Here is a 20,492-nt window from a genome sequence, read left to right as displayed (position 1 = left end):
AGTAGGCGTCAAATTAAACGTTATTATCCGTAAATCTTTGCCGTTAGTCCTTTATTCCCGGCTCTAACATTTACTAATATATAAATTTTCTATAGTTCAAGGAAATATTTAGAAAAATTTAATAGCTCCTGCTCGTCAAAATGCTTTGATAATAGTTGTAACCCTAACGGTAAACCCTTGCTGTTATTGCCGGCCGGTAATGATATGGCCGGCGCACCGGTTAATGAAGCTTGTACGGTAAAAATGTCAGAAAGATAGGTTATAACGGGATCTTTTTCTTCCCGGCCAAGCGGAAATGCAGGTTCCGGGGCTGTAGGGACTAAAATAAAATCATATTCATTTAAAATAGCGTTGGTTTTTTCCCTGATAAGACGACGCACTTTTTGAGCCTTTGCAAAATAAGCGTCATAATAACCGGCGCTTAGCACAAAAGTGCCCAGCATAATGCGGCGTTTAACTTCCTTACCAAACCCTTCCGAGCGGGATTTTTTATAAGTCGATTGCAAATCAACAGCATCCGGGCTGCGATAACCGTAATGGACACCGTCATATCTGGAGAGGTTAGATGATGCTTCGGCCATCGCCAAAATATAATAGGCCGGAACCAGATAATCCAGGTAATCAAACGCTATCGGCTTAACGGTATGACCTTCGGCACGTAGCTTTTCGATGTAATCGATAAGGCTATTTTTTACTTCGCTGTCCACACCAGGGCTTGATAGCGCCTCCTGCAGATACGCTATTTTTTTAGGCGCAGGCTTCTTAAAATCGCCGTTAAACTTAGGGGCATCAACCCGGGCAAGTGTACTGTCATATTCGTCAGGTCCGGCCATCACATCCAGTAGCAAACCCGCATCCTCAATTGAGCGGGTTATCGGGCCCACCTGGTCAAAGGACGACGCATAGGCGATGATCCCGTACCGTGATATACGTCCGTAAGTCGGCTTTAAACCTATCAAACCGCAAAATGAAGCGGGTTGTCGCACCGAGCCGCCGGTGTCTGTACCTATAGCGGCATGGCACATCCCGGCCTGGACAGCCACTGCTGACCCGCCCGACGAACCGCCGGATACACGGGTTTCATCAGCCAGGTTTTTCACCGGACCAAAAAATGAAGTTTCATTGGCTGCACCCATTGCAAATTCATCGCAATTGCAGCGGCCGATAATTATAGCGTCCTCGGCCAGCAATCTCTCAACAATGGTAGCGGAATATACAGAAGTAAAATCTTGAAGGATTCTTGATGAGGCGCTTACCTTGTGCCCCTTGTAACAGATATTATCTTTTATGCCGATAACCATGCCGGCAAGCTTACCTGCAGTTCCCTGCTTTATACGCACATCTACTTCTTTGGCGCGATTCAACGCTTCCTCTCTAAACACCTCGTTAAAGGCATTCAAATGGCTGTTTACCGCTATATTACTAAGGTAGCTCTGTACGAGTTTTTCAACTGTAGTTTTTCCGGCAGTTATATCGTTCTTTATCCCGCTTAACGAGGTATAAGACTTAGTCATGGGCCGAAAATAAAAAACTTATCCATTGAATGTATAAATATTCAACAGATAAGTTAATATTAATAAGTTCCGGCGGGGTTCCCGGAAGCGTTGCTTTTCTTTTTTACAACTTATGCTTTTCTCTCTTCGCTTGTATTGGTGTTCGAAGTCGAGTTGCTGCTTTCCCCATTTTGCGCATCTTTAAATTCTTTCATGCCCTTACCTAAACCTTTCATTAGTTCAGGAATTTTTTTACCGCCGAACAGAATTAAAATTGCAATGATGATCAGAATAATTTCTGGTGCGCCTAATCCACCCATGATGTTTTATGTTTAATTATGATTTAATATTTATTAGCTATTCTCCGTATTTCCTGTCGAAACCTGTTCATGACCAACGCCATGGACACTTTCAGTTGCAGTACTTGTATGCGCTTCGCCGTTTGCACTGTGCAGGGCATCATGAGCAGCTGCTTCGTGGTTTCCGGCTGTAGCGTCGTGCCCGGTATCATGTGTCTCTGCTGTGGTATGCGTGGCGTTTAAGTAACTATCATTAACCGACATGGTATTTTCCACAGGTGTAAACCGGCTCGCAGGGCTATCATTTTCGCTATTTTCAGTTGCCTTGTCCTCTACCCTGGTTACTTCCTCTATTCTTTTTTGTTCCTCGCGCTTTTCCTCATAACTGTTTATCTGATTATTTATTTCGCGCTTAACACCGTCAGAAGCATCTTTAAAGTCGCGTATTCCTTTCCCCAGCCCGCGTGCTATCTCAGGCAGCTTCTCGCCACCAAAAAGCAACAAGGCGACAAATATGATCAATATCATCTCGGATGACCCGATATTTAAAAATCCCAATACTAAACTATGCATACGGATGATTTTAATATAGCCTGCAAATATAGGCAATTTTAAATTTATAATATTCAAACTAATTTCCTGAAAGCCAGATTTTAGGGTTAACCGGTGTACGCCCTTTATACAAATCAAACTCTACCACGGCCTCGCCGGTTGCTGGATCGGTAGCAACCGTACCTATCGATTGCTTGGTGCTCACTTTTTGTCCTTCGCGCACCGTGTACGACTTTAAGTTAGCATAAGCGGTAAAATACTCGCCATGTTTAATAACCACCAGCCAGGTACCGCTTATGTTCACAATACTTGAAACTTCGCCCTGGAAAACCGCCCTGACGGACGACCCCGGGTTGGTCTTTATATACCAGCCATTGCTTTCATTCTTTATACCGGTTTCGTCGTAATAAGTACCAAACCCTTGTTTCAGGCTGCCGTTTGTAACCGGCCATGGCAGCGAGCCCCTGTTGTCCAAAAATTCATTGGATAACCTGGCGGCTTCCGGGGTAGCATTCAGCACCTCGTTATCCGACGACCTTTTGGTTATCGTCCTTGTTTTAGGTGCAGGCGCTTCCCTGTTCTCGGCCTTAGCTTTTGCTGCCGCTGCGGCAGCGGCGCGTTTGGCTTCTTCCTCGGCCCTTCGCCTCGCCTCCTCGATTTCACGGCGGATTGCAGCTGAAATCTCACGATTGGTCCTTAGTATCTTTCGCTGTACCTCTTGTTGTTGTTTTTTTAGCTCCCCCTCGTGCTGCGAAAGGTTGGCAACTACCTGTGTTTGGGTCTTCTTCTCATCGCCAAGCGTCTTCTTTTCCTTTTCCTGGTCGATCAGCAGGCTATTTTTTTCCTTTTTGTTCTTGTCAAGCTCATTTATCTTGACGTGTAACTCCGTCTGAGTTTCTTTAATATAGTTTGCCTGGCGTTCACGGTACGTTCCTATCTGCTGTAAATACTTTAAACGCCTGTAAGCTTGGTTAAAGTCTTTCGCAGCGAAAATAAACATCAATTTATTATATGCGCTCTGGTTGTGATAAGTAAACAGAATCATAGCGGCATATTCCTTTTTCAACTGATCGAGCTGCCCTTGCAGGTTGCGCACAAAGTTGTTGCTTTCTGATATCTGATTATCCAGGTTACGCACCTCCGAATTAATAGTCGCTATTTTTTGCTCACGTATGCTAATTTGCTGCTTCAAAAGGTTAAGCTGTTTTAAAGTCGCCTTCTTATTGCTGGCAGTTTCCCGGTATTCGTTATTAAGCTGATCCAACTGTTTGGTTAGTGCTTCTTTTTGCTTTTTCAGTTCGGCGCTGCTTTGGGCATGCACAGAAAATGCTGCAAAAACAAAGAATATAATCAAAACCGCTTTTAAATATCTCATTATATAATGCGTTGTTAATCTGCCGGTGTGTACCGCGATGGAATGTTGAATGGAAATTCCAGCGGCAGATCAAAGTCTATTTTTATAAAATGCAAATTAACCTGCATTTTTTTATCTTTTACTGATGAGTTGATATCTATTTGCGATGGCGTAACCCGGTTCGTTGCCTGTATGAACGCGCTGTTGGTAACCTGCAGCGACTGACCGGCAGCCTGGTTGCTTAAATTTGTTTGAGTAACCTTTAGATCCGGACCAAGAATCAATTTAAAAACCATCTCGTTCAAACTGCCGGTTAACGTGATATTGCCATTGGCTGAATTAAATTCAGCATCTTCCGTAAGCAATTCCGGTATCGCATTACCCATCATCACCGATTCCAACGTTTTGTAATTTACCTGCTTGCCCGCATATTTATTTACATAATTAAAAGGTTTGCGCAGGTAAACGCTTTGCAGCTTATTTATCAGCAGCAAGCTGTCAGGCGTAATCATAGCGCGGGCTACTTCAATACCGGCAATCGCAGTAACAGATACCCAAATTTTTTTATCACGCTGTATCCTTATGTTCAGCGTTACATCGTTACTATTGCCGTTTATGTCCAGCCTGGTTTTTGCCTTGCCAGAGAACGTATTGAAATTTGTTTGAGCAGCCCGTATCGCCGCTAGCCGGGCGGTTTTTGTATTTACAGCGTTGGCGTTTGAAACGGTATCTTTTGCAACCCTGTTTACCAATATCTGCTTTTTGCTTTTACAGCTAAAAACCAGCAACAAGCAGCATAATGCTATTAATTTGACAGAAGAGCGGATAGCTAATCCGTTATTCAATATACTTTCTCTCATTTATCTTTTGTTCCAAAAACGGCGACTTGCCGCCGGCATCCTTAGCTTTTTTCCAGTAATCAACTGCACTGTCCACGTTCCCTAAATAAAACAAAATATCCCCATAATGTTCCATTTTGGTGGCAGTTTTGTCCTTATCGTCAGCTAAAGCTTTTTCAATCCAGATTTTTGCACCTGCATAATCTTTCTGCCTGAATAAAATCCAGGCATAGGTATCCTCAAATGAAGCATTCTTAGGCTGAAGTTCATTCGAATGCTTCGACATTTTTGCTGCCTTCTCCAAGGCTTCACCTCTTAAGGACAGATAATAGGAATAATTATTCAGCGTGAATGCATTATCCGGATTATAGGTCAGGGCCTTATCATAAGCCTCGTCCGAACTTTTGTTATCCTTTAAATCGTGATAACAATCGCCCAAGGCCGAAAAACTCTGCGAAAGTAGATCCTTATCCTGAAGTTCCAGTGAAGTTGCATTTTTTATGTAATCCAACGCTTTGTGGTAGTCTTTTTTTTGCAACCAGGCCACCCCAACCAAATAATTCATCCAGGCCTGGTTCGGAAAAAGGGACAGGGAGTTTTCCCCATCCTTTATTGCAGCGGCAATGTCGTTATCCGCAAGATCGAGCCGCACAAGTTGTTCTTGCACCTCGTAGACCTGCGCATTCAGCGCCACCGATTTTTGGTACATTACCCTGGCCTCTTTACTTTTATCATTTTGCAGTAACATATCGCCATAAATAGAAAATGCGCGGGCATCGTTCGGGTGTGCGGTAATTAACAGCTTACTTAATTCAAGTGCGCTGGCCCGGGCGTTGGGGTCCGGAAAACGGGGCAGGTATCCGCCAATAATCTTTATCTTTTGCTCAATGTCAAGATCGGGAATGGCAAAAGCAAGGTTTAACTCATTATAGCTGGCGTCGATATTCTTTTTATCCCGGTAAATATCGGCGAGGGCCAGATGTACCAAGCCACTATTAGGCTTAATTTTCTCGCCGTCCTGCAAAATTTTAAGCGCTTTATCAGGCTGGTTATTCGAACTGTAAAGCTGCGACAAAAACAGGTAGTACTTTATCTGGGAAGGATCATTAGCAATCATTTGCTCCAGCTGACGGGCGGCCAAATCAATCTTATTTTGTTTCAGGTAAATTTTCTGCCGGTTGGCCAGCAAATCGTCAGTTATGCCGGTTTGCTCTTCAATCTTTTTGTAAACCGCCAGTGCTTCATCGTATTTACCCTGATAAAAAAGTGCATTTGCCTTGTCATAGTAATAGTCGGTTTTTTCTGGATCAAGCCTTATCAGCTCATTAAATACATTTTCCAGCTTGGCGTAGCTGTTGCTCTTCTCATAACAGTCTGCCAGTGCAACCCAATACCATTCGTTATCGGGATTCACAGTAACCGCCCTTTCGAGCAAATCCTGCGCACCGGCATAATTCTTTTTTAGTTTTTTTATGATAGAAAGCTCATATAACGTGGCATCATTCGAAGGGTCAATCTGCATGATCCGGTCAAAAAACTCGGTGGCCATGTTATTATTATCGATGGCTTTCTCACGTAAGGCCGAAAAGAAAAGTTGCTTTACCGTAGCACTATCAGTTGGAGTCAGATGCTTACCTGCAACTACTATAACTTTTTTATCCTGGCCATTCGAAGACAGAATCAAGAGACAAAAGACAAGGGTCAAAACAGCCGCAGCACAGGGGGTATACCGCCTGCCTATTTTAAAATATCTTGATTCTGAAACTTTCATCCTTTGTCTTATCAATTCTTTTAAGATTCTGAATCCTGACTCAAAGAATCTACTGCTACTCACCACTGCTACTGCTAACTACTTATGCCCTGTATGCCCGTATCCGCCAGCGCCTCTCACAGTTTCGTTCAACTCTTCGGCCTCTTGCCATACCACCCTTTCGTGGCGAGCCACTACCATCTGGGCTATCCTGTCGCCGGTATTTATTTCGAAATCCTGGTCAGAATAATTTATCAGCAACACTTTAATTTCACCGCGGTAATCGGCATCTATGGTTCCGGGTGAATTAACTATACCTATGCCATGCTTAAACGCCAAACCACTGCGGGGGCGTATCTGTGCCTCAAATCCTTCAGGCAATTCAATAAACAACCCAGTTGAGACTAATCTGCGCTCCATTGGTTTAAGCTTAATGGCTTCGGAAAGGTCAGCGCGAAGATCCATCCCGGCTGCGTGAACTGTTTCGTATGCGGGTAAGCTATTTTTCGATTTATTAATAATCCTGATATTCATCGCCTGTTAAAAATAGCTTTTAATTCTTTTCCTTCTTTTAAATAAGCGCCGGCTATAAATAGTATAAACAGCAGGTTCCCTGCAAATATATTACGTTTAAATACATAGAAAGATAAATAAACGAATACAACCGAAATTATAATATAAGCCAGGTTCTTTTTCAGATTATATGGGATGGGATAGTTTTTTTGCCCCCATATATACGACATGATCATCATAGCCGTGTAAGCAGCAAATGATACCCATGCTGATGCCATGTAACTGTATTTTGGTATAAACAGCACGTTAAAGATAATGGTAATAATGGCGCCGATACCCGATATATACAAGCCGTACTTAGTTTGGTCAGACAACTTGTACCATACAGAAAGATTCATGTACACGCCGAGACTAACATAACCGAACAATAACGGAGGGACCACGCCGAGCCCTTCCCAATAATTGTGGTTCGGTACATAGTACTTTAATATCTGTATGTTTGCTACTATACCGACAAACATCAGGCAGATGGCTATCACAAAATAATCCATAATACGGGCGTAGGTTTGCCCTGAATTTTTGTTTTTTGCGTGATTAAAAAAGAAAGGCTCGGCGCCCAGTCGGAACGCCTGAACAAATATGCTGAGGAAGATAGATAACTTTGCACATCCTGAATAAACTCCCACGTCATGCTTGGCAATGTTGTCACGCAATAATTTGCCCAATAGCAGTTTATCAAGATTTTCGTTGATAATAAATGACAGGTTTGCAATCAATACGGGCCAGCTGTAACCCAGCATATCGCCAAATATTACCCGGTTAAAGTTAAACTGCACCATCATCAACTGAGGTAGTAGCATCAGAAAAGTAACCAAGCTTGCAGCAATATTTGATATAAAAACATACCCGATCCAACCAGGATGATACCAACCTGCCATCCAATCCGCACCTGTCAAATTATGGTTTATCCAAAACGGCACACCGAAAATAAGTATCAGGTTTAATGATAGCATTACAGCAATATTCACAACTTTAACCAAGCCATATTTCATTGGCCGGCCGTCGGCGCGCAGTTTAGCGAAAGGAAGCACACAAAGATTATCAAGCACCAATACCCAAACAAAATACCTGATGTACCTTTCGAACTCCGACTGAGGCGTATCCCCAAATTTTATAAAGCCGGCTATTTGGTGCGCAAACGGATAGACACATAAAAAAAACACGGCAGTAAGCCCCGCAACGGCCCAGAAGCTGTTGTTGTAAACCTGGCGTTTATTCTCCTGCACTTTGTTCAGGTATCGGAAAAAAGTGGTTTCCATGCCAAATGCCAGTATTGCATTTAAAATTGATGCATAACTGAACATGGTAGTGAAAATACTATAGATACCGGGGTTATAGGCTGTGGTGTAAAGCGGCGTCAGCACAGAGCCGATTAACCGCTGGATAATGGTACTTAATCCGTAAATGGCGGTTTGCCCTGCAAATTTTTTAGCGGTCGACAATGGTAATATTAAAGAATTTTGATGTTATCAGCCTGGATTGCTTACTATCTTTTAATCACTTCAAAATTACGATAGTTTTTCAATTCGCCTTCATTAGTTTCAACAGAAGTAACCTCCGCATTTTCGGGCCCTTCACGGCACCAGTCCAAAAACATTCCAAGCGACATTTTGTCGCCCTCGGCTTCGATAAAAACATCGCCATCAGGCAGGTTTTTTACAATTCCTTTAACACCAAGCTGGTCTGCAACAGCCTTAGTAGATGCACGGTAGAAGACGCCCTGTACTCTGCCTTTTATGGTGATTTTGAGATGGGTTGTCATTTGGTTAAAATGGTGAAACGCTGCAATGTTAAGAAAGTTTGCGAATTCTTAGTCATGCTGTTTATGCTATTGGTAACACCGCAACGTTACACCTTTCAACGTTAAAACAATCGCTTTACTTTCGTTTCCGGTGTTATTTTCCATCCATCAAGACCGGTTATGAGGTTAAGTCCGGGAGTTTTTCCAACCTCTATCGAGCCTTTTTCGTTATCAATACCGAAATATCTTGCCCCGTTCAGTGTCCCCCACTCAATAAGCTGCTGTGTGCTTATTACCGGAAACTTCTCCTGTATCGAACGCATTTCGTTTAAAATACACAACTTATTGTTGGATGCAAGACTATCAGTACCGAGGGTAATATTATAACCCTGACCAATGAACAGCTCTATCTTGGGTAGCCTTCCCTCAATATAAAGGTTAGCATTAGGGCAAAAACAGAAATTTATCTTTTTGTCGAAACGTTTGATAAAGTAAATGTCTTTCAAATTTGTACATGTATTGTGTACCAGTAAAATTTGTTGCTTGTTTGTAAGCAAGGGCAGTATGGATTGTATCGAATTACGTGCCTGCGGCTTGAAGTGCGTTATATCTAACCCAAAATGGGCATATAAATCGTTAAAGGTGCCCTGCTTATACCTGTAAAATTTATTTTCGTCCTCGCATTCCTGGTTATGAATGCTAATAAGATTATGGCCGGTTTCAGAATGTTTTTGCAGAAGTTTAAACAATTCCTTCGATACGGAATACGGCGCATGCGGGGTAACAGAGCATGGCAAAGGCTTAAACTCATTCATTAGCGCGAGGGCGTTCTCAAACACCTCGTTTGCACGGCCGGGTAAAAAGCCAAAGGTTTCGATAAAGGTATGGTAGTATAGTTTACTATTTCTTTTTTTATCGATTGTGACATTGGTGTTCGAAATGTCGCCTACGGCTACAATACCGTTTTCGTACATTTCGGCGTCGGCCTGTTCAATGGCATCCAGAACCAGGGCGCTGTCTGCGCCCCGCAGTGCCTGAACATCTATAATAAAATTGACCAGGCCGGCCCGTTGTCTCAACTTTTCTTTAAGATGAGAAAGTTCAAGGTGGCAATGGGCATTTACAAAGCCCGGGCAAATAATACCACTCACCTGTTCCACAGGCGTATCGGGCGGCTCAGTTAGCGTTGCGGGGTCAACAACAGCGGTTATCTTCCCATTGTCATCAACGGTAACAATTCCATTTTTAATTGGATCGGCACAAACAGGATAAACGTAATCGGCTTTAAAACTTTTCATTTAAGTATCAGTAACACTTCCCGTGACAAATCCAACAAGTAAAATACATTAACTTTAAGTTATTGTTTTAAATATAAAAGAATGTCTTTGAAAAAAAGATAGTTTTTTTATTTTGTACCTTTGTACCGTGACCGATACAAGGAAAAAAATAGATATCCGTAGCCTGACTTTGCCTGAATTGCAATTGCATTTTACCCAAATGGGCGAAAAAAGCTTCAGAGCAAAACAGGTATACGAGTGGCTTTGGAAAAAATCATGCTTTTCTTTCGACGAGATGAGTAATGTTTCTAAAGAACTAAGGGCCAGGCTGGACGAGAATTTCATCATTAATAATGTTAAAATTCATAACTCACAGTATAGCGCGGATAAAACTATAAAAAATTCTTTTATTTTACACGATACTCATTTAATAGAAGGTGTTTTAATTCCTACGCCAGAACGGATGACCGCCTGTGTGTCGTCGCAAGTTGGCTGCAGCCTTACCTGTAAGTTTTGCGCAACCGGTTATATGGAGCGGAAACGCAATCTGAATCCTGATGAAATTTATGACCAGGTTGTGCTGATAGACCGGCAGGCACGTGAAAATTATGGCATTCCGCTTTCAAACATTGTTTACATGGGTATGGGCGAACCATTGCTCAATTACAAAAATGTGCTGGCCTCGATAGACAAGATTACGTCGGAAGACGGGCTTAATATGGCGGCAAAAAGAATTACCGTGTCCACGGCAGGTATCGCCAAAATGATAAAAAAATTGGGCGATGATAACGTAAAGTTTAATCTCGCTCTTTCACTGCATGCCGCTAACGATCAAAAGCGCGACACCATTATGCCGATAAACGAGCAAAATTCACTAAAGGCGCTGTCGGAAGCTTTAAAATATTATTACGCCAAAACCAAGAACCCGGTAACCTATGAGTATATCATCTTTGATGGCTTTAATGATAATATCCAGGATGCAGAGGAATTGGCGCAGTTTTGTAAGCACCTGCCCTGCAAGGTGAATATTATAGAATATAACCCAATCTCAATGGCTGCCTTTATTAATGCCGGCGAGGACAAGGTGGGGGCCTTTGCCAATCACCTTAAAAAGCACGGCGTTAATGTTCATCTACGCCGCAGCCGCGGTAAGGATATAGATGCAGCCTGCGGTCAATTGGCAATAAAGGATGCTGTTTGATGTGCGGATATGCAAATGTGCCGGTGTGCGAATAATTATTTGATTTCGTAATTTAATAGCGTGAATTTGCAAAAAACCTATCTCGCCGATTTTGTCTCGCTGCTATTTCCAGAGCTATGCGTGGCCTGCCGCGAGACATTGGTAACCGGCGAAGATTTACTGTGTGCCGGTTGCCGCTTCAATTTACCATATACCAATTTTCACCAGCAGCCAGATAATATTGTGGCACGCCAATTTTGGGGCAAAATAAAGGTTGAGGCCGCTTATGCGCTTTTCTATTTCACCAAAGGCGGCAAGGTGCAAAACCTGATGCATGAACTGAAATATAACGGACAGCAGCGGGTAGGTAACCTTGCCGGGAATATGGCCGGTGATCAGCTCGTACAAAATGACATTTTTAAAGCAATAGATTATATTATTCCCGTCCCACTCCATAAAAAACGGATGCAAAGGCGCGGCTATAACCAAAGCGCCTGTTTTGCCGGGGGGCTGGCAGCAAAGTTAAATGGTGTGGTTGAACTTGACAACCTGGTGCGCATAAAGGCTACCGAAACACAAACCCGCAAATCAAGGTTCGCGCGATTTCAGAATATGCAGGAAGTATTCACTGTCAAAAATCCCGAAAGATTGGAAAACAAGCATATCTTACTGGTAGATGACGTTGTTACCACCGGGTCAACGCTCGAAGCCTGTGGTGCAAAACTGCTTGAAATTGAAGGGTTGAAATTGAGTATTGCTACTATTGCTTACGCGGAGTGATGATGTGCGAATATGCAGATGTGCGATTACAAAGTATGTGTAAATTTATTATTGATTTGAAGACATATTAATTCGATAATTTGAAAATGGAGAGAAGAAAATCTTCAAATCAGCTCATTATCAAATTTTCAAATTTTTCATCCGCACATTAGCACATCCGAAATCCGCAAATTAATTATACTTTCTGATAAGCGCTCAGCTTTTCGAAAAGGCTTTTTGGCTCAAAAGGTTTAAGGATATAATCATTCATCCCCGCATTGCTCATTTCTTCTTTTTCTGTACTTAGCATAGATGCGGTAAGCGCTATGATAGGCAGTTGCTGAAAATAGCTGTCCTGTTGTGCCCGGATTATCTTAGTGGCTTCTATCCCCCCCATTTCCGGCATATAAACATCCATCAAAACAACATCGTAATTTTTATTGGCAGTTACCTTTTCCACAGCCTGGCGGCCGTTTTCGGCAAAATCAGCCTGTGCTCCCCATTTTCCCAGTACTTTATTAATTAAAAGCCTGTTGATGTTGTTATCATCTACAACCAGCACATTTATATTAAGTTCGGTTTCCACTTTTCTTTAAATTAATATGGGTAAATTATGGCCTTATACGAAGCTAATGCAAAAAGGTTGTGATTTATATATAGAGACGCAACATTTTGCGTCTCTATAAAAAGCTAATCTATCTCCGTATGCTTCGCACGATACAGTGGGTAATCGTGCATCAGCTTATGAACTTTTTTACGTACTTTCTTGAGGTTTTCCTCATTTTCAGGGTCGGTGATCACCTGGTCAATCAAGTCAACAATTTCCGCCATTTGTTTTTCTTTCATTTCGCGGGTAGTAATTGCAGCAGTTCCTACCCTAATACCCGACGTGACAAATGGTGATTTATCATCATAAGGCACCATATTTTTATTTACCGTGATGTCAGCCGCTACCAGGGCGTTCTCAGCAGCTTTACCCGTTATGTTTTTATTACGCAGGTCTATTAATATCAAATGGTTATCAGTACCTCCGGAAACAATATCGTAGCCTTTTTCGGTAAAGGCCTTAGCCATAGCTGCACCGTTCTTTTTCACCTGGACTATATATTTCATATAATCCTCGCTCAACGCCTCGCCGAAGGCAACCGCTTTTGCAGCAATGATATGCTCAAGCGGGCCACCCTGCGTGCCCGGGAATACCGCCATATCCAACAACGACGACATCATCTTGATTTCGCCCTTCGGAGTTTTCAATCCCCACGGATTTTCAAAGTCTTTGCCCAGCATGATCATACCACCACGCGGACCACGCAGGGTTTTATGAGTAGTAGTAGTAACAATATGACAATGCGACAGCGGGTCGCTTAACAAACCGCGGGCTATAAGGCCGGCAGGATGCGAGATATCGGCCAGCACCAAAGCGCCAACTTCATCAGCTACTTTTCGGATAAACTCATAATCCCAATCGCGCGAGTATGCAGAAGCGCCGCAAATGATCAGCTTTGGCTTTTGCTCCAGGGCAACTTTTTTCAACTGATCGTAATCAACCAGGCCGGTTTCTTTCTTCACCCCATAAAAATGAGGCTCATATAATTTTCCGGAAAAATTTACATGTGAACCATGCGTTAAATGCCCCCCATGAGACAAATCGAAGCCCAAAATTTTATCGCCCGGATTCAGCACTGCCAACATAACTGCGGCATTGGCCTGTGCACCTGAATGCGGCTGCACATTCACCCATTCGGCGTTAAACAATTGTTTGGCTCTTTCAATAGCTATCGTTTCAATTTCATCAACCACCTGGCAGCCGCCGTAGTAACGTTTACCCGGCAGGCCTTCGGCATATTTATTGGTTGCCACCGAACCGGCGGCTTCCATAACCTGCCTGCTAACAAAATTTTCGGATGCAATAAGCTCTATGCCCTCTTCCTGGCGCTCCTGCTCTTCATCCAATAGCTTGAATATTAATTTGTCTCTTTTCATGGATTGTGGTAATGGCGCAAATGTAAGACTTTGAGCGTAAAGCGGAAAGCTAAAAGCTTTAAAAAACAGAATACGAGATCAAGGCTGATAGCTTTCGGCCTGCTTTGCCGAAATCCAGAAATTATTATAGCCCAACCCTATCTGTATATCTATTAATTCCTGCTGCAGCATCTCTAAAACCGCCAGAAAATTATACACAAAGTGAACTTTATTTTCAGAGCGTTCCCTGATGGCATTAAAATCCAGCATTTTATTTATACGCAATAAATCGCCTATTGATTTTTTTTGCTGCTCGATAGTATAAGGGTATTGCACCACCGTATGGGTAACTTCAACGCTGCGATTTTCGAAGCGCTTTAGCAGACGGCTGTAAACCATCATCAGCTTATACAGGTTAAGCTCTGATAATTCTTCGCCCGGCTGGGGGATGGCTTCCGCTTGTTCAATATCAAACTTTACATTTCCGCGTTTTTCCTGCAAAAACCGCTCGTCTTCCAGCGGGTGCAGTTCTTCACATATCTCTTTGAACTTTTTATATTCAACCAGCTTACGTATAAGATTTTCTTTACTGTCTTCCTCGTTAGCTTCGGCATCAGCGTCGTACCGTGGCAGCAGCATTTTTGCCTTGATGCGCATCAGGGTAGCTGCCACTATAATAAATTCACTGGCCAGTTCCATGTTCAGGCTGGTCATGTGGTGAATGTATTCTAAAAAGTCGTCAGTAATCTTGGCAATAGGGATGTCGTGTATTTCCAGTTCATCCCTTTCAATAAAAAACAGCAGCAGGTCAAAGGGGCCCTCAAACTGCGGCAGCTTTATTTCAAAATTTTCCTCGACCATCATCGGCTCAAAAGTAATTTAATTTTTTAGCGTTTTAAAGCTCTGAAAGCTGTATGACAGGCTGATATTTTAAATTGTGCACCAACCACTGCTAAATTTAAGCTGATAACATAAGGCTGTTTTAATAAGGAGAGTAAGCAATAGCCGATATAATTGACGCTGTTTATCTCCAACTGAAATATGATGGAAGTAACTTAGGCCATTTTCAACAACCATTTTATAATGTTTATTAAATATTGATGTTAATTCATAATAAATTGCCGTACTTTGTAAGTTAAATATCTAAGGACTTAAATGCAGGTACCAGCAGGCAATTTACTTCAAACCATCAACTCCCCTTCCGATCTAAGAAAGCTAAAAGAGGATGAACTAAAACAAGTATGCCAGGAATTGCGTCAATTTATTATTGATGTAGTTTCGGTAAACGGCGGGCACTTTGCTGCCAGCCTCGGCGTTGTTGAATTGACGGTGGCACTACAGTACGTGCTGAACACACCCTACGACCAATTGGTGTGGGATGTTGGCCACCAGGCCTATGGTCATAAGATATTAACCGGCCGCCGGGATTTATTCCATACCAACCGTGTACATGGAGGTATCAGCGGTTTCCCCAAACGTTCAGAAAGTGTTTATGACACCTTTGGCGTAGGCCACTCTTCCACTTCAATTTCTGCGGCCTTAGGTATGGCTGTAGCTTCACATTACAAAGGCGAAACCGACAGGCAACATGTTGCTGTTATAGGCGATGGTTCTATGACTGCCGGCATGGCTTTCGAAGCACTTAACCATGCAGGTATCGAAAACTCCAACTTGCTGGTAATATTGAACGACAACAACATGTCTATCGACCCTAACGTGGGAGCGTTGAAGGAGTATTTAACTGATATTACTACCTCAAAGCCCTATAACCGCTTCAGGGACGACATTGCCAATATATTAGCGAAGATCTCGGCAATAGGGCCCGATGCATTTAAAATTGCCCAAAAGCTGGAGAAAAGCATTAAAGGGACTCTCCTTAAAAAGAGCAATTTTTTTGAGGCGCTTAAATTCAGGTACTTTGGCCCTATAGACGGGCATGATGTTGAACATTTGGTACGCGTGCTGCGCGATTTGCGCGATATCCCCGGCCCCAAGTTGCTGCACTGTGTCACCGTAAAAGGTAAAGGCTATGCATTAGCGGAAAAAGATCAGACCAAGTGGCATGCTCCCGGACTGTTCGATAAGATCACCGGCGAAATAAAGAAATCAAAGTCTGATAAGCCACAGCCGCCTAAATATCAGGATGTCTTCGGTCATACCATAATTGAACTTGCTGAGCAAAACCCAAAGATAATGGGTATTACGCCTGCCATGCCCTCAGGATGCTCACTTAACCTCATGATGAAGGCCATGCCAAACCGGGCATTTGACGTAGGTATCGCTGAGCAACATGCGGTAACTTTCTCCGCTGGTTTGGCATCGCAGGGATTAATACCATTTTGTAATATCTACTCAAGTTTTATGCAACGCGCTTACGACCAGGTGATACATGACGTTGCAATACAAAACCTTAACGTAGTTTTCTGCCTGGACAGGGCCGGTCTTGCCGGTGCTGATGGCCCTACACATCACGGAGCTTACGATCTTGCTTATATGCGCTGTATACCAAACATGACGGTATCTGCGCCAATGAACGAAGAGGAATTGCGTAACCTGATGTTTACCGCGCAGCAGGATGATATGGGGCCGTTTGTGATACGGTATCCGCGAGGCAATGGGGTTATGGTAGACTGGCAGCGCCCGTTAAAGGCTATCAAAGTTGGCAAAGGCCGTATGATTTCTGACGGTGAAGAAATTGCGATTCTGTCAATAGGTGCTATAGGCAATGAAGCAGTGAAGGCAATTGCTGTATTGAATGACGAGGGCTTTCACCCGGCACATTATGACCTGCGCTTTGTAAAGCCCCTGGATGAAGCCCTCTTGCACGAAGTATTCCAAAAATTTGAAAAGATTATCACCGTGGAGGATGGCTGCCTTGAAGGCGGCATGGGCAGTGCAGTACTGGAATTTATGGCTGATAACAGTTATAAGTCGCAGGTCGTACGTCTTGGTATCCCTGACCATATCATCGAACATGGTGAACAACCTGAACTTTGGGCCGATTGCGGCTACGATGCGCAGGCCATCGTCCAACAAGTAAAGAAATTAGGAATTAAACAGGCGAAGCATATCATTGCCTCTTGATGTGCTAATTTTGATGTGCGGATCAGAAAATTTGCTAATGAACTAACAATTTGAAAATCATCTTCTCGTTTATTTTCAAATTGTCGAATCCACGTTTTTTCAACAATTCTCACAACACCTGCACATCAATTTGCCTTATATCTTGCCAAATCGTTATACAAGCTGCGGAATGAACTGCGCAGACCTATGGTAAGCATTGTTGTTTTATCGGTAAACTGGCTGTTTTTCTCATTCCGGATGATGCCGCCTATTTCTAAACGTAAATTATATTTCGGATTAAGCAGGTAGGCTACTTTTCCTTCAGCATAAATCATATTGGTTGTTAACCCCTGGCCTATATAATTTCCTTCCTGCCTGGCCGGGTCAGCATAAATTTGAAATGGATCTTTTCCATAGTTTAAGCCATTGATATCCAAGCCATAATGGCCGTAGTCGAGTTCACCGGAAAAGTCGAACCTTTTGTAAGAGTAGTTCAGCAAACCTACCACCTCCCTGAAGTTAGCGCCCCATGGATGAGCCAGCATTTCGCCATTTTCAGTATAGCTCACTATAGCGCTATGCTGTTCGGAATAAGTATAAGGTGTTGCTGAATTTGTTTCAACAAGATAATTTAAATTTTTTACACCAAAGAGGTTTGCGCCCCTAAAGCCAAGTTGCCAACCATACTTATTCCGGTAGCTGCCCTTGCCTGAGAAAAAACTGGCAGATTCAAATTCATCCAACGCAAACTGACCATAAGCAGTAACGCCGTCGCTTATTTTATATTTACTTGTAAGCCCGATTAACGCATTATCCGGGGAACCATTCAGGGCCTCAACCGGACGCAGGAAAATAATTGGATTGAGGTACGACAGATCAAATGGACGGCGGTGGCCGGCATCATCTTTACTATAGAAAACAACCGCATCGAAAAATCCAATAGAAAACCTGTTGCTTACGTTCCAGTCAAGATAATGAAATACAGCCCCTTTTTTTCGGTTATTACCGTTAGCATCTAGATCTACCGGGTCATTAAAACTCGTCCACATAGCCATATACCTAACATTACCAAGGGTACCGGTCAGTCTGAAAAACGGATAAGGCGAAGCGGCATCAGATAACAACATCGAACGGTATCCGTCGCCGATAAATGTTTTATCGCGGCCGAGGGAAATATTCAGATATTTAACAGGCGTATAAGATGCTACCCCGGTGATATAATCCCAATCGTAGCCGTTGGTCTTATAGATCCTGGCATATGCCTGCCCGGGAACAATACCGGTTTGGTTAATATAGGTGGCTATATAATTTGGCACTACTGCCTGGTTTTCATAACCGGCAACATAATAGCTGAATTTATCACCAAAGGTGCCCCCTATCTGCAAACCAAGCGACACTGTATTTGTGGTAAGCTTATTAGAGAATTCCCTGCCTATCCCAAAATCAGGCAATAAATCGGCGTAAAATGTAGAATTAGCGCCTTTGTAATCTATCAAATGTTCATTAAACAATTTATTGTACAAACCACTATGCTGCAAGCCATCTTTTCCATAGTTCAATAATGAATCTACTGTGTGTTTTATCAGTGAGTCATCAGCAAAATATGGCCTTAATGAACTATGCTGCCTCGTTTTGGTAGAATATACATCCGAATTGAGCTTTTGATAAAACTGGTATGAATAAGGCTGGTAAACAGATTGCGACCTGGCAACGCCAACTGCTGCAAAAAGTAGAAGTAAAGCACCAAATATTTTTTTCATAGGGTGTGGTTATTACTCAAAATAATTGAGTGTTTCGAAGCCGCCTTTTTTCAAATAATCGTCCTTTTTTACCAGGTGCAAGTCTGACAGCACCATATCATTTACCAGGGCTTGTAAATCGTATTTTGGTACCCAGCCCAATTTCTCCTTTGCCTTTGTTGCATCGCCAATTAGCAAATCAACTTCCGTTGGTCTGAAATATTTCGAATCAACCTTCACCACCGTCTGGCCGAATTTTAATGCGTCCGGGTTTAGTCCAAGATCCGTAATTCTTTGCTGATCCATATCGATAATTACACCGCGTTCATTTTCATCTTTGCCGCTAAATTCTACCTCTATGCCCAATTCGCCGAAGCTCATTTTGATGAATTCCCTTACTGTGGTGGTTACCCCTGTTGCAATAACAAAATCTTCTGCCGTATCATGCTGCAGCATCAGCCACATCGCTTCTACATAATCTTTGGCGTGACCCCAATCGCGCTGTGCCGACAAGTTGCCTATATAAAGGCAATCCTGCAGACCCATAGAAATTTTTGCTGCGGCACGAGTGATCTTGCGGGTAACAAAAGTTTCGCCGCGTACAGGGCTTTCGTGGTTAAACAAAATACCATTGCAGGCAAACATGTTATAAGCCTCGCGGTAATTCACAATTATCCAGTAGCCGTACAGCTTAGCCACTGCATAAGGCGAGCGCGGATAAAACGGTGTTGTCTCGCTTTGCGGAACGGCTTGTACCAAACCGTAAAGCTCAGATGTAGAAGCCTGGTAAATACGGGTTTTCTTTTCTAATCCCAACAACCTTACTGCTTCCAGTATCCTTAAAGTGCCGATACCATCCGCGTTGGCAGTATATTCAGGGGTATCAAAGCTCACTTTTACATGGCTTTGAGCAGCGAGGTTATATATTTCGTCAGGCTGGATTTCCTGCACAAGCCGTATCAGGTTGGTTGAGTCGGTAAGGTCGCCGTAGTGGAGTTTTAGTTTTACATTAGGCTCGTGCGGGTCGTGGTAAAGGTGGTCAATGCGGTCAGTGTTGAATAGCGACGACCTGCGTTTTATGCCGTGTACCTCGTAGCCTTTCTTCAGCAAAAATTCCGCTAAATAGGCGCCATCCTGCCCGGTTATGCCTGTTATTAAAGCAACTTTCATCAATAAAATGGTGTAATATCTTTACAGCTACAATATTATCCAATTTAATTGTAAATGTGGGTATGCGCAACAGGATTGGATGATTTTTTTGTTTGACCGGTTGTCGCCTTTTTTGGATGCATGTCTAAAAATTGACGTCTGATTTAAAACGTTTTGGTTATGACGTTATGATAATTTGAGTTCAGTTATCTTATATAAAATGCTAAGTGCCCCATCGCTGAAATCCTTGTTTCTGCGTGTATCGTCAATCTGAAGGCTTCGGGAAATTTTCGGATGATCTTAATTCTGTTATCAATAAGCTTTAACAGCTTTTTTGCATATCTCGGCGACCCGTTTCTAACTGTCCAATATCTTAAAATCTCAGTTCGTTGTCTCACGGCCGTTCCGGTCCAAACTACAGTTCGTTTAACCACTTCAGGTCGTTTTTATTCAAATCCTCATGTGAAATTAAATTACCCGACTCTATATCTTTGTCGCTAAGTTTTAGCATTTCAATTTGGGCATCGGTAAGTTGAACCAATTTATCACCTGAAACGCTTTTTTCTACCAACTCGTTTAAAGCGTTCAAATATTCTTTATTTGAAATAGTAAGTAATTTATCGATTAATCTATCCCGTATAGTGTCGATTGTTGCCATACTCAAATTTACATAATTTTCAAGTCTCATTAAACTGATTCGTTCAGAATATTTAGAGTTACATCCGTTTAGACTTTTCCATCTCCACTAACCTTTTGTTACCT

The 20,492-nt window shown here is 42.7% G+C and carries 19 protein-coding genes; 3 read left to right on the top strand and 16 right to left on the bottom strand.

The window, feature by feature from the left end; translation table 11 throughout:
* Positions 1–89: 89 nt before the first annotated feature.
* The 10 genes from gatA to Q3W13_RS02120 form a co-directional block, all read right to left on the bottom strand.
* Positions 90–1,514: an Asp-tRNA(Asn)/Glu-tRNA(Gln) amidotransferase subunit GatA gene (gatA, locus tag Q3W13_RS02165; RefSeq protein ID WP_302860991.1), complete on the bottom strand. Its 1,425-nt coding sequence runs from the start codon at positions 1,512–1,514 to the stop codon at positions 90–92.
* 110 nt (positions 1,515–1,624) lie between these two features.
* Entirely contained in the window at positions 1,625–1,813 is a 189-nt protein-coding gene (tatA, locus tag Q3W13_RS02160) for a twin-arginine translocase TatA/TatE family subunit (RefSeq protein ID WP_302860989.1), read from the bottom strand.
* 33 nt (positions 1,814–1,846) lie between these two features.
* Positions 1,847–2,365, bottom strand: a complete 519-nt coding sequence (locus Q3W13_RS02155) for a twin-arginine translocase TatA/TatE family subunit (RefSeq protein WP_302860987.1) — start codon at positions 2,363–2,365, stop codon at positions 1,847–1,849.
* Positions 2,366–2,423: 58 nt separating this feature from the next.
* Positions 2,424–3,719, bottom strand: a complete 1,296-nt coding sequence (locus Q3W13_RS02150; protein ID WP_302860986.1) for a murein hydrolase activator EnvC — start codon at positions 3,717–3,719, stop codon at positions 2,424–2,426.
* A 14-nt stretch (positions 3,720–3,733) separates the two neighbouring features.
* Positions 3,734–4,558 carry a DUF4292 domain-containing protein gene (locus Q3W13_RS02145; protein ID WP_302860984.1) on the bottom strand — a complete coding sequence of 275 codons (825 nt, stop codon included), beginning with the start codon at positions 4,556–4,558 and terminating at the stop codon, positions 3,734–3,736.
* The gene (locus tag Q3W13_RS02140) at positions 4,536–6,308 is read right to left on the bottom strand and encodes a tetratricopeptide repeat protein (protein ID WP_302860982.1); all 1,773 of its coding nucleotides are present in this window, start codon (positions 6,306–6,308) and stop codon (positions 4,536–4,538) included. The genes Q3W13_RS02145 and Q3W13_RS02140 overlap by 23 nt, the downstream gene beginning before the upstream one ends.
* A gap of 78 nt (positions 6,309–6,386) precedes the next feature.
* A complete protein-coding gene (gene dut / locus Q3W13_RS02135) occupies positions 6,387–6,821 on the bottom strand; it encodes a dUTP diphosphatase (RefSeq protein WP_302860980.1) in 435 nt (144 codons plus the stop codon).
* Positions 6,818–8,302: a polysaccharide biosynthesis C-terminal domain-containing protein gene (locus Q3W13_RS02130; RefSeq protein WP_302860979.1), complete on the bottom strand. Its 1,485-nt coding sequence runs from the start codon at positions 8,300–8,302 to the stop codon at positions 6,818–6,820. Before Q3W13_RS02130 ends, dut begins: the two co-directional genes overlap by 4 nt.
* A gap of 44 nt (positions 8,303–8,346) precedes the next feature.
* A complete protein-coding gene (locus Q3W13_RS02125; protein WP_302860978.1) occupies positions 8,347–8,622 on the bottom strand; it encodes an acylphosphatase in 276 nt (91 codons plus the stop codon).
* 101 nt (positions 8,623–8,723) lie between these two features.
* Positions 8,724–9,899 carry an amidohydrolase family protein gene (locus Q3W13_RS02120; RefSeq protein ID WP_302860976.1) on the bottom strand — a complete coding sequence of 392 codons (1,176 nt, stop codon included), beginning with the start codon at positions 9,897–9,899 and terminating at the stop codon, positions 8,724–8,726.
* A gap of 127 nt (positions 9,900–10,026) precedes the next feature.
* On the opposite strand from Q3W13_RS02120, the gene rlmN reads away from it, so the two are divergent.
* Positions 10,027–11,079, top strand: coding sequence for a 23S rRNA (adenine(2503)-C(2))-methyltransferase RlmN (gene rlmN, locus Q3W13_RS02115; protein ID WP_302860974.1), 1,053 nt, complete (start codon positions 10,027–10,029; stop codon positions 11,077–11,079).
* A 60-nt stretch (positions 11,080–11,139) separates the two neighbouring features.
* Positions 11,140–11,838, top strand: coding sequence for a ComF family protein (locus Q3W13_RS02110; RefSeq protein WP_302860972.1), 699 nt, complete (start codon positions 11,140–11,142; stop codon positions 11,836–11,838).
* 175 nt (positions 11,839–12,013) lie between these two features.
* Here the strand turns inward: Q3W13_RS02110 and Q3W13_RS02105 are convergent, their stop codons facing one another.
* The 3 genes from Q3W13_RS02105 to Q3W13_RS02095 form a co-directional block, all read right to left on the bottom strand.
* Positions 12,014–12,403, bottom strand: coding sequence for a response regulator (locus tag Q3W13_RS02105; RefSeq protein ID WP_302860970.1), 390 nt, complete (start codon positions 12,401–12,403; stop codon positions 12,014–12,016).
* Positions 12,404–12,507: 104 nt separating this feature from the next.
* Positions 12,508–13,800 carry a serine hydroxymethyltransferase gene (glyA, locus tag Q3W13_RS02100; RefSeq protein ID WP_302860969.1) on the bottom strand — a complete coding sequence of 431 codons (1,293 nt, stop codon included), beginning with the start codon at positions 13,798–13,800 and terminating at the stop codon, positions 12,508–12,510.
* Positions 13,801–13,878: 78 nt separating this feature from the next.
* Positions 13,879–14,643: a ScpA family protein gene (locus Q3W13_RS02095; protein WP_302860968.1), complete on the bottom strand. Its 765-nt coding sequence runs from the start codon at positions 14,641–14,643 to the stop codon at positions 13,879–13,881.
* A gap of 291 nt (positions 14,644–14,934) precedes the next feature.
* On the opposite strand from Q3W13_RS02095, the gene dxs reads away from it, so the two are divergent.
* Positions 14,935–16,863: a 1-deoxy-D-xylulose-5-phosphate synthase gene (gene dxs, locus Q3W13_RS02090; protein WP_302860966.1), complete on the top strand. Its 1,929-nt coding sequence runs from the start codon at positions 14,935–14,937 to the stop codon at positions 16,861–16,863.
* A gap of 125 nt (positions 16,864–16,988) precedes the next feature.
* On the opposite strand, the gene Q3W13_RS02085 is transcribed toward dxs, so the two are convergent.
* From Q3W13_RS02085 to Q3W13_RS02075, 3 genes are all read right to left on the bottom strand, one after another.
* Positions 16,989–18,602, bottom strand: coding sequence for a gliding motility protein RemB (locus tag Q3W13_RS02085; protein WP_302860964.1), 1,614 nt, complete (start codon positions 18,600–18,602; stop codon positions 16,989–16,991).
* A 12-nt stretch (positions 18,603–18,614) separates the two neighbouring features.
* Entirely contained in the window at positions 18,615–19,751 is a 1,137-nt protein-coding gene (gmd, locus tag Q3W13_RS02080) for a GDP-mannose 4,6-dehydratase (RefSeq protein ID WP_302860963.1), read from the bottom strand.
* 394 nt (positions 19,752–20,145) lie between these two features.
* Entirely contained in the window at positions 20,146–20,388 is a 243-nt protein-coding gene (locus tag Q3W13_RS02075) for a hypothetical protein (RefSeq protein WP_302860962.1), read from the bottom strand.
* Positions 20,389–20,492 lie beyond the last annotated feature (104 nt).

It is taken from the genome of Mucilaginibacter sp. L3T2-6, assembly GCF_030519355.1.
GTDB lineage: Bacteria > Bacteroidota > Bacteroidia > Sphingobacteriales > Sphingobacteriaceae > Mucilaginibacter.
The sequence above is the reverse complement of the archived record's forward strand: the minus strand, read 5'-3'. Positions and strand labels throughout refer to the sequence as shown.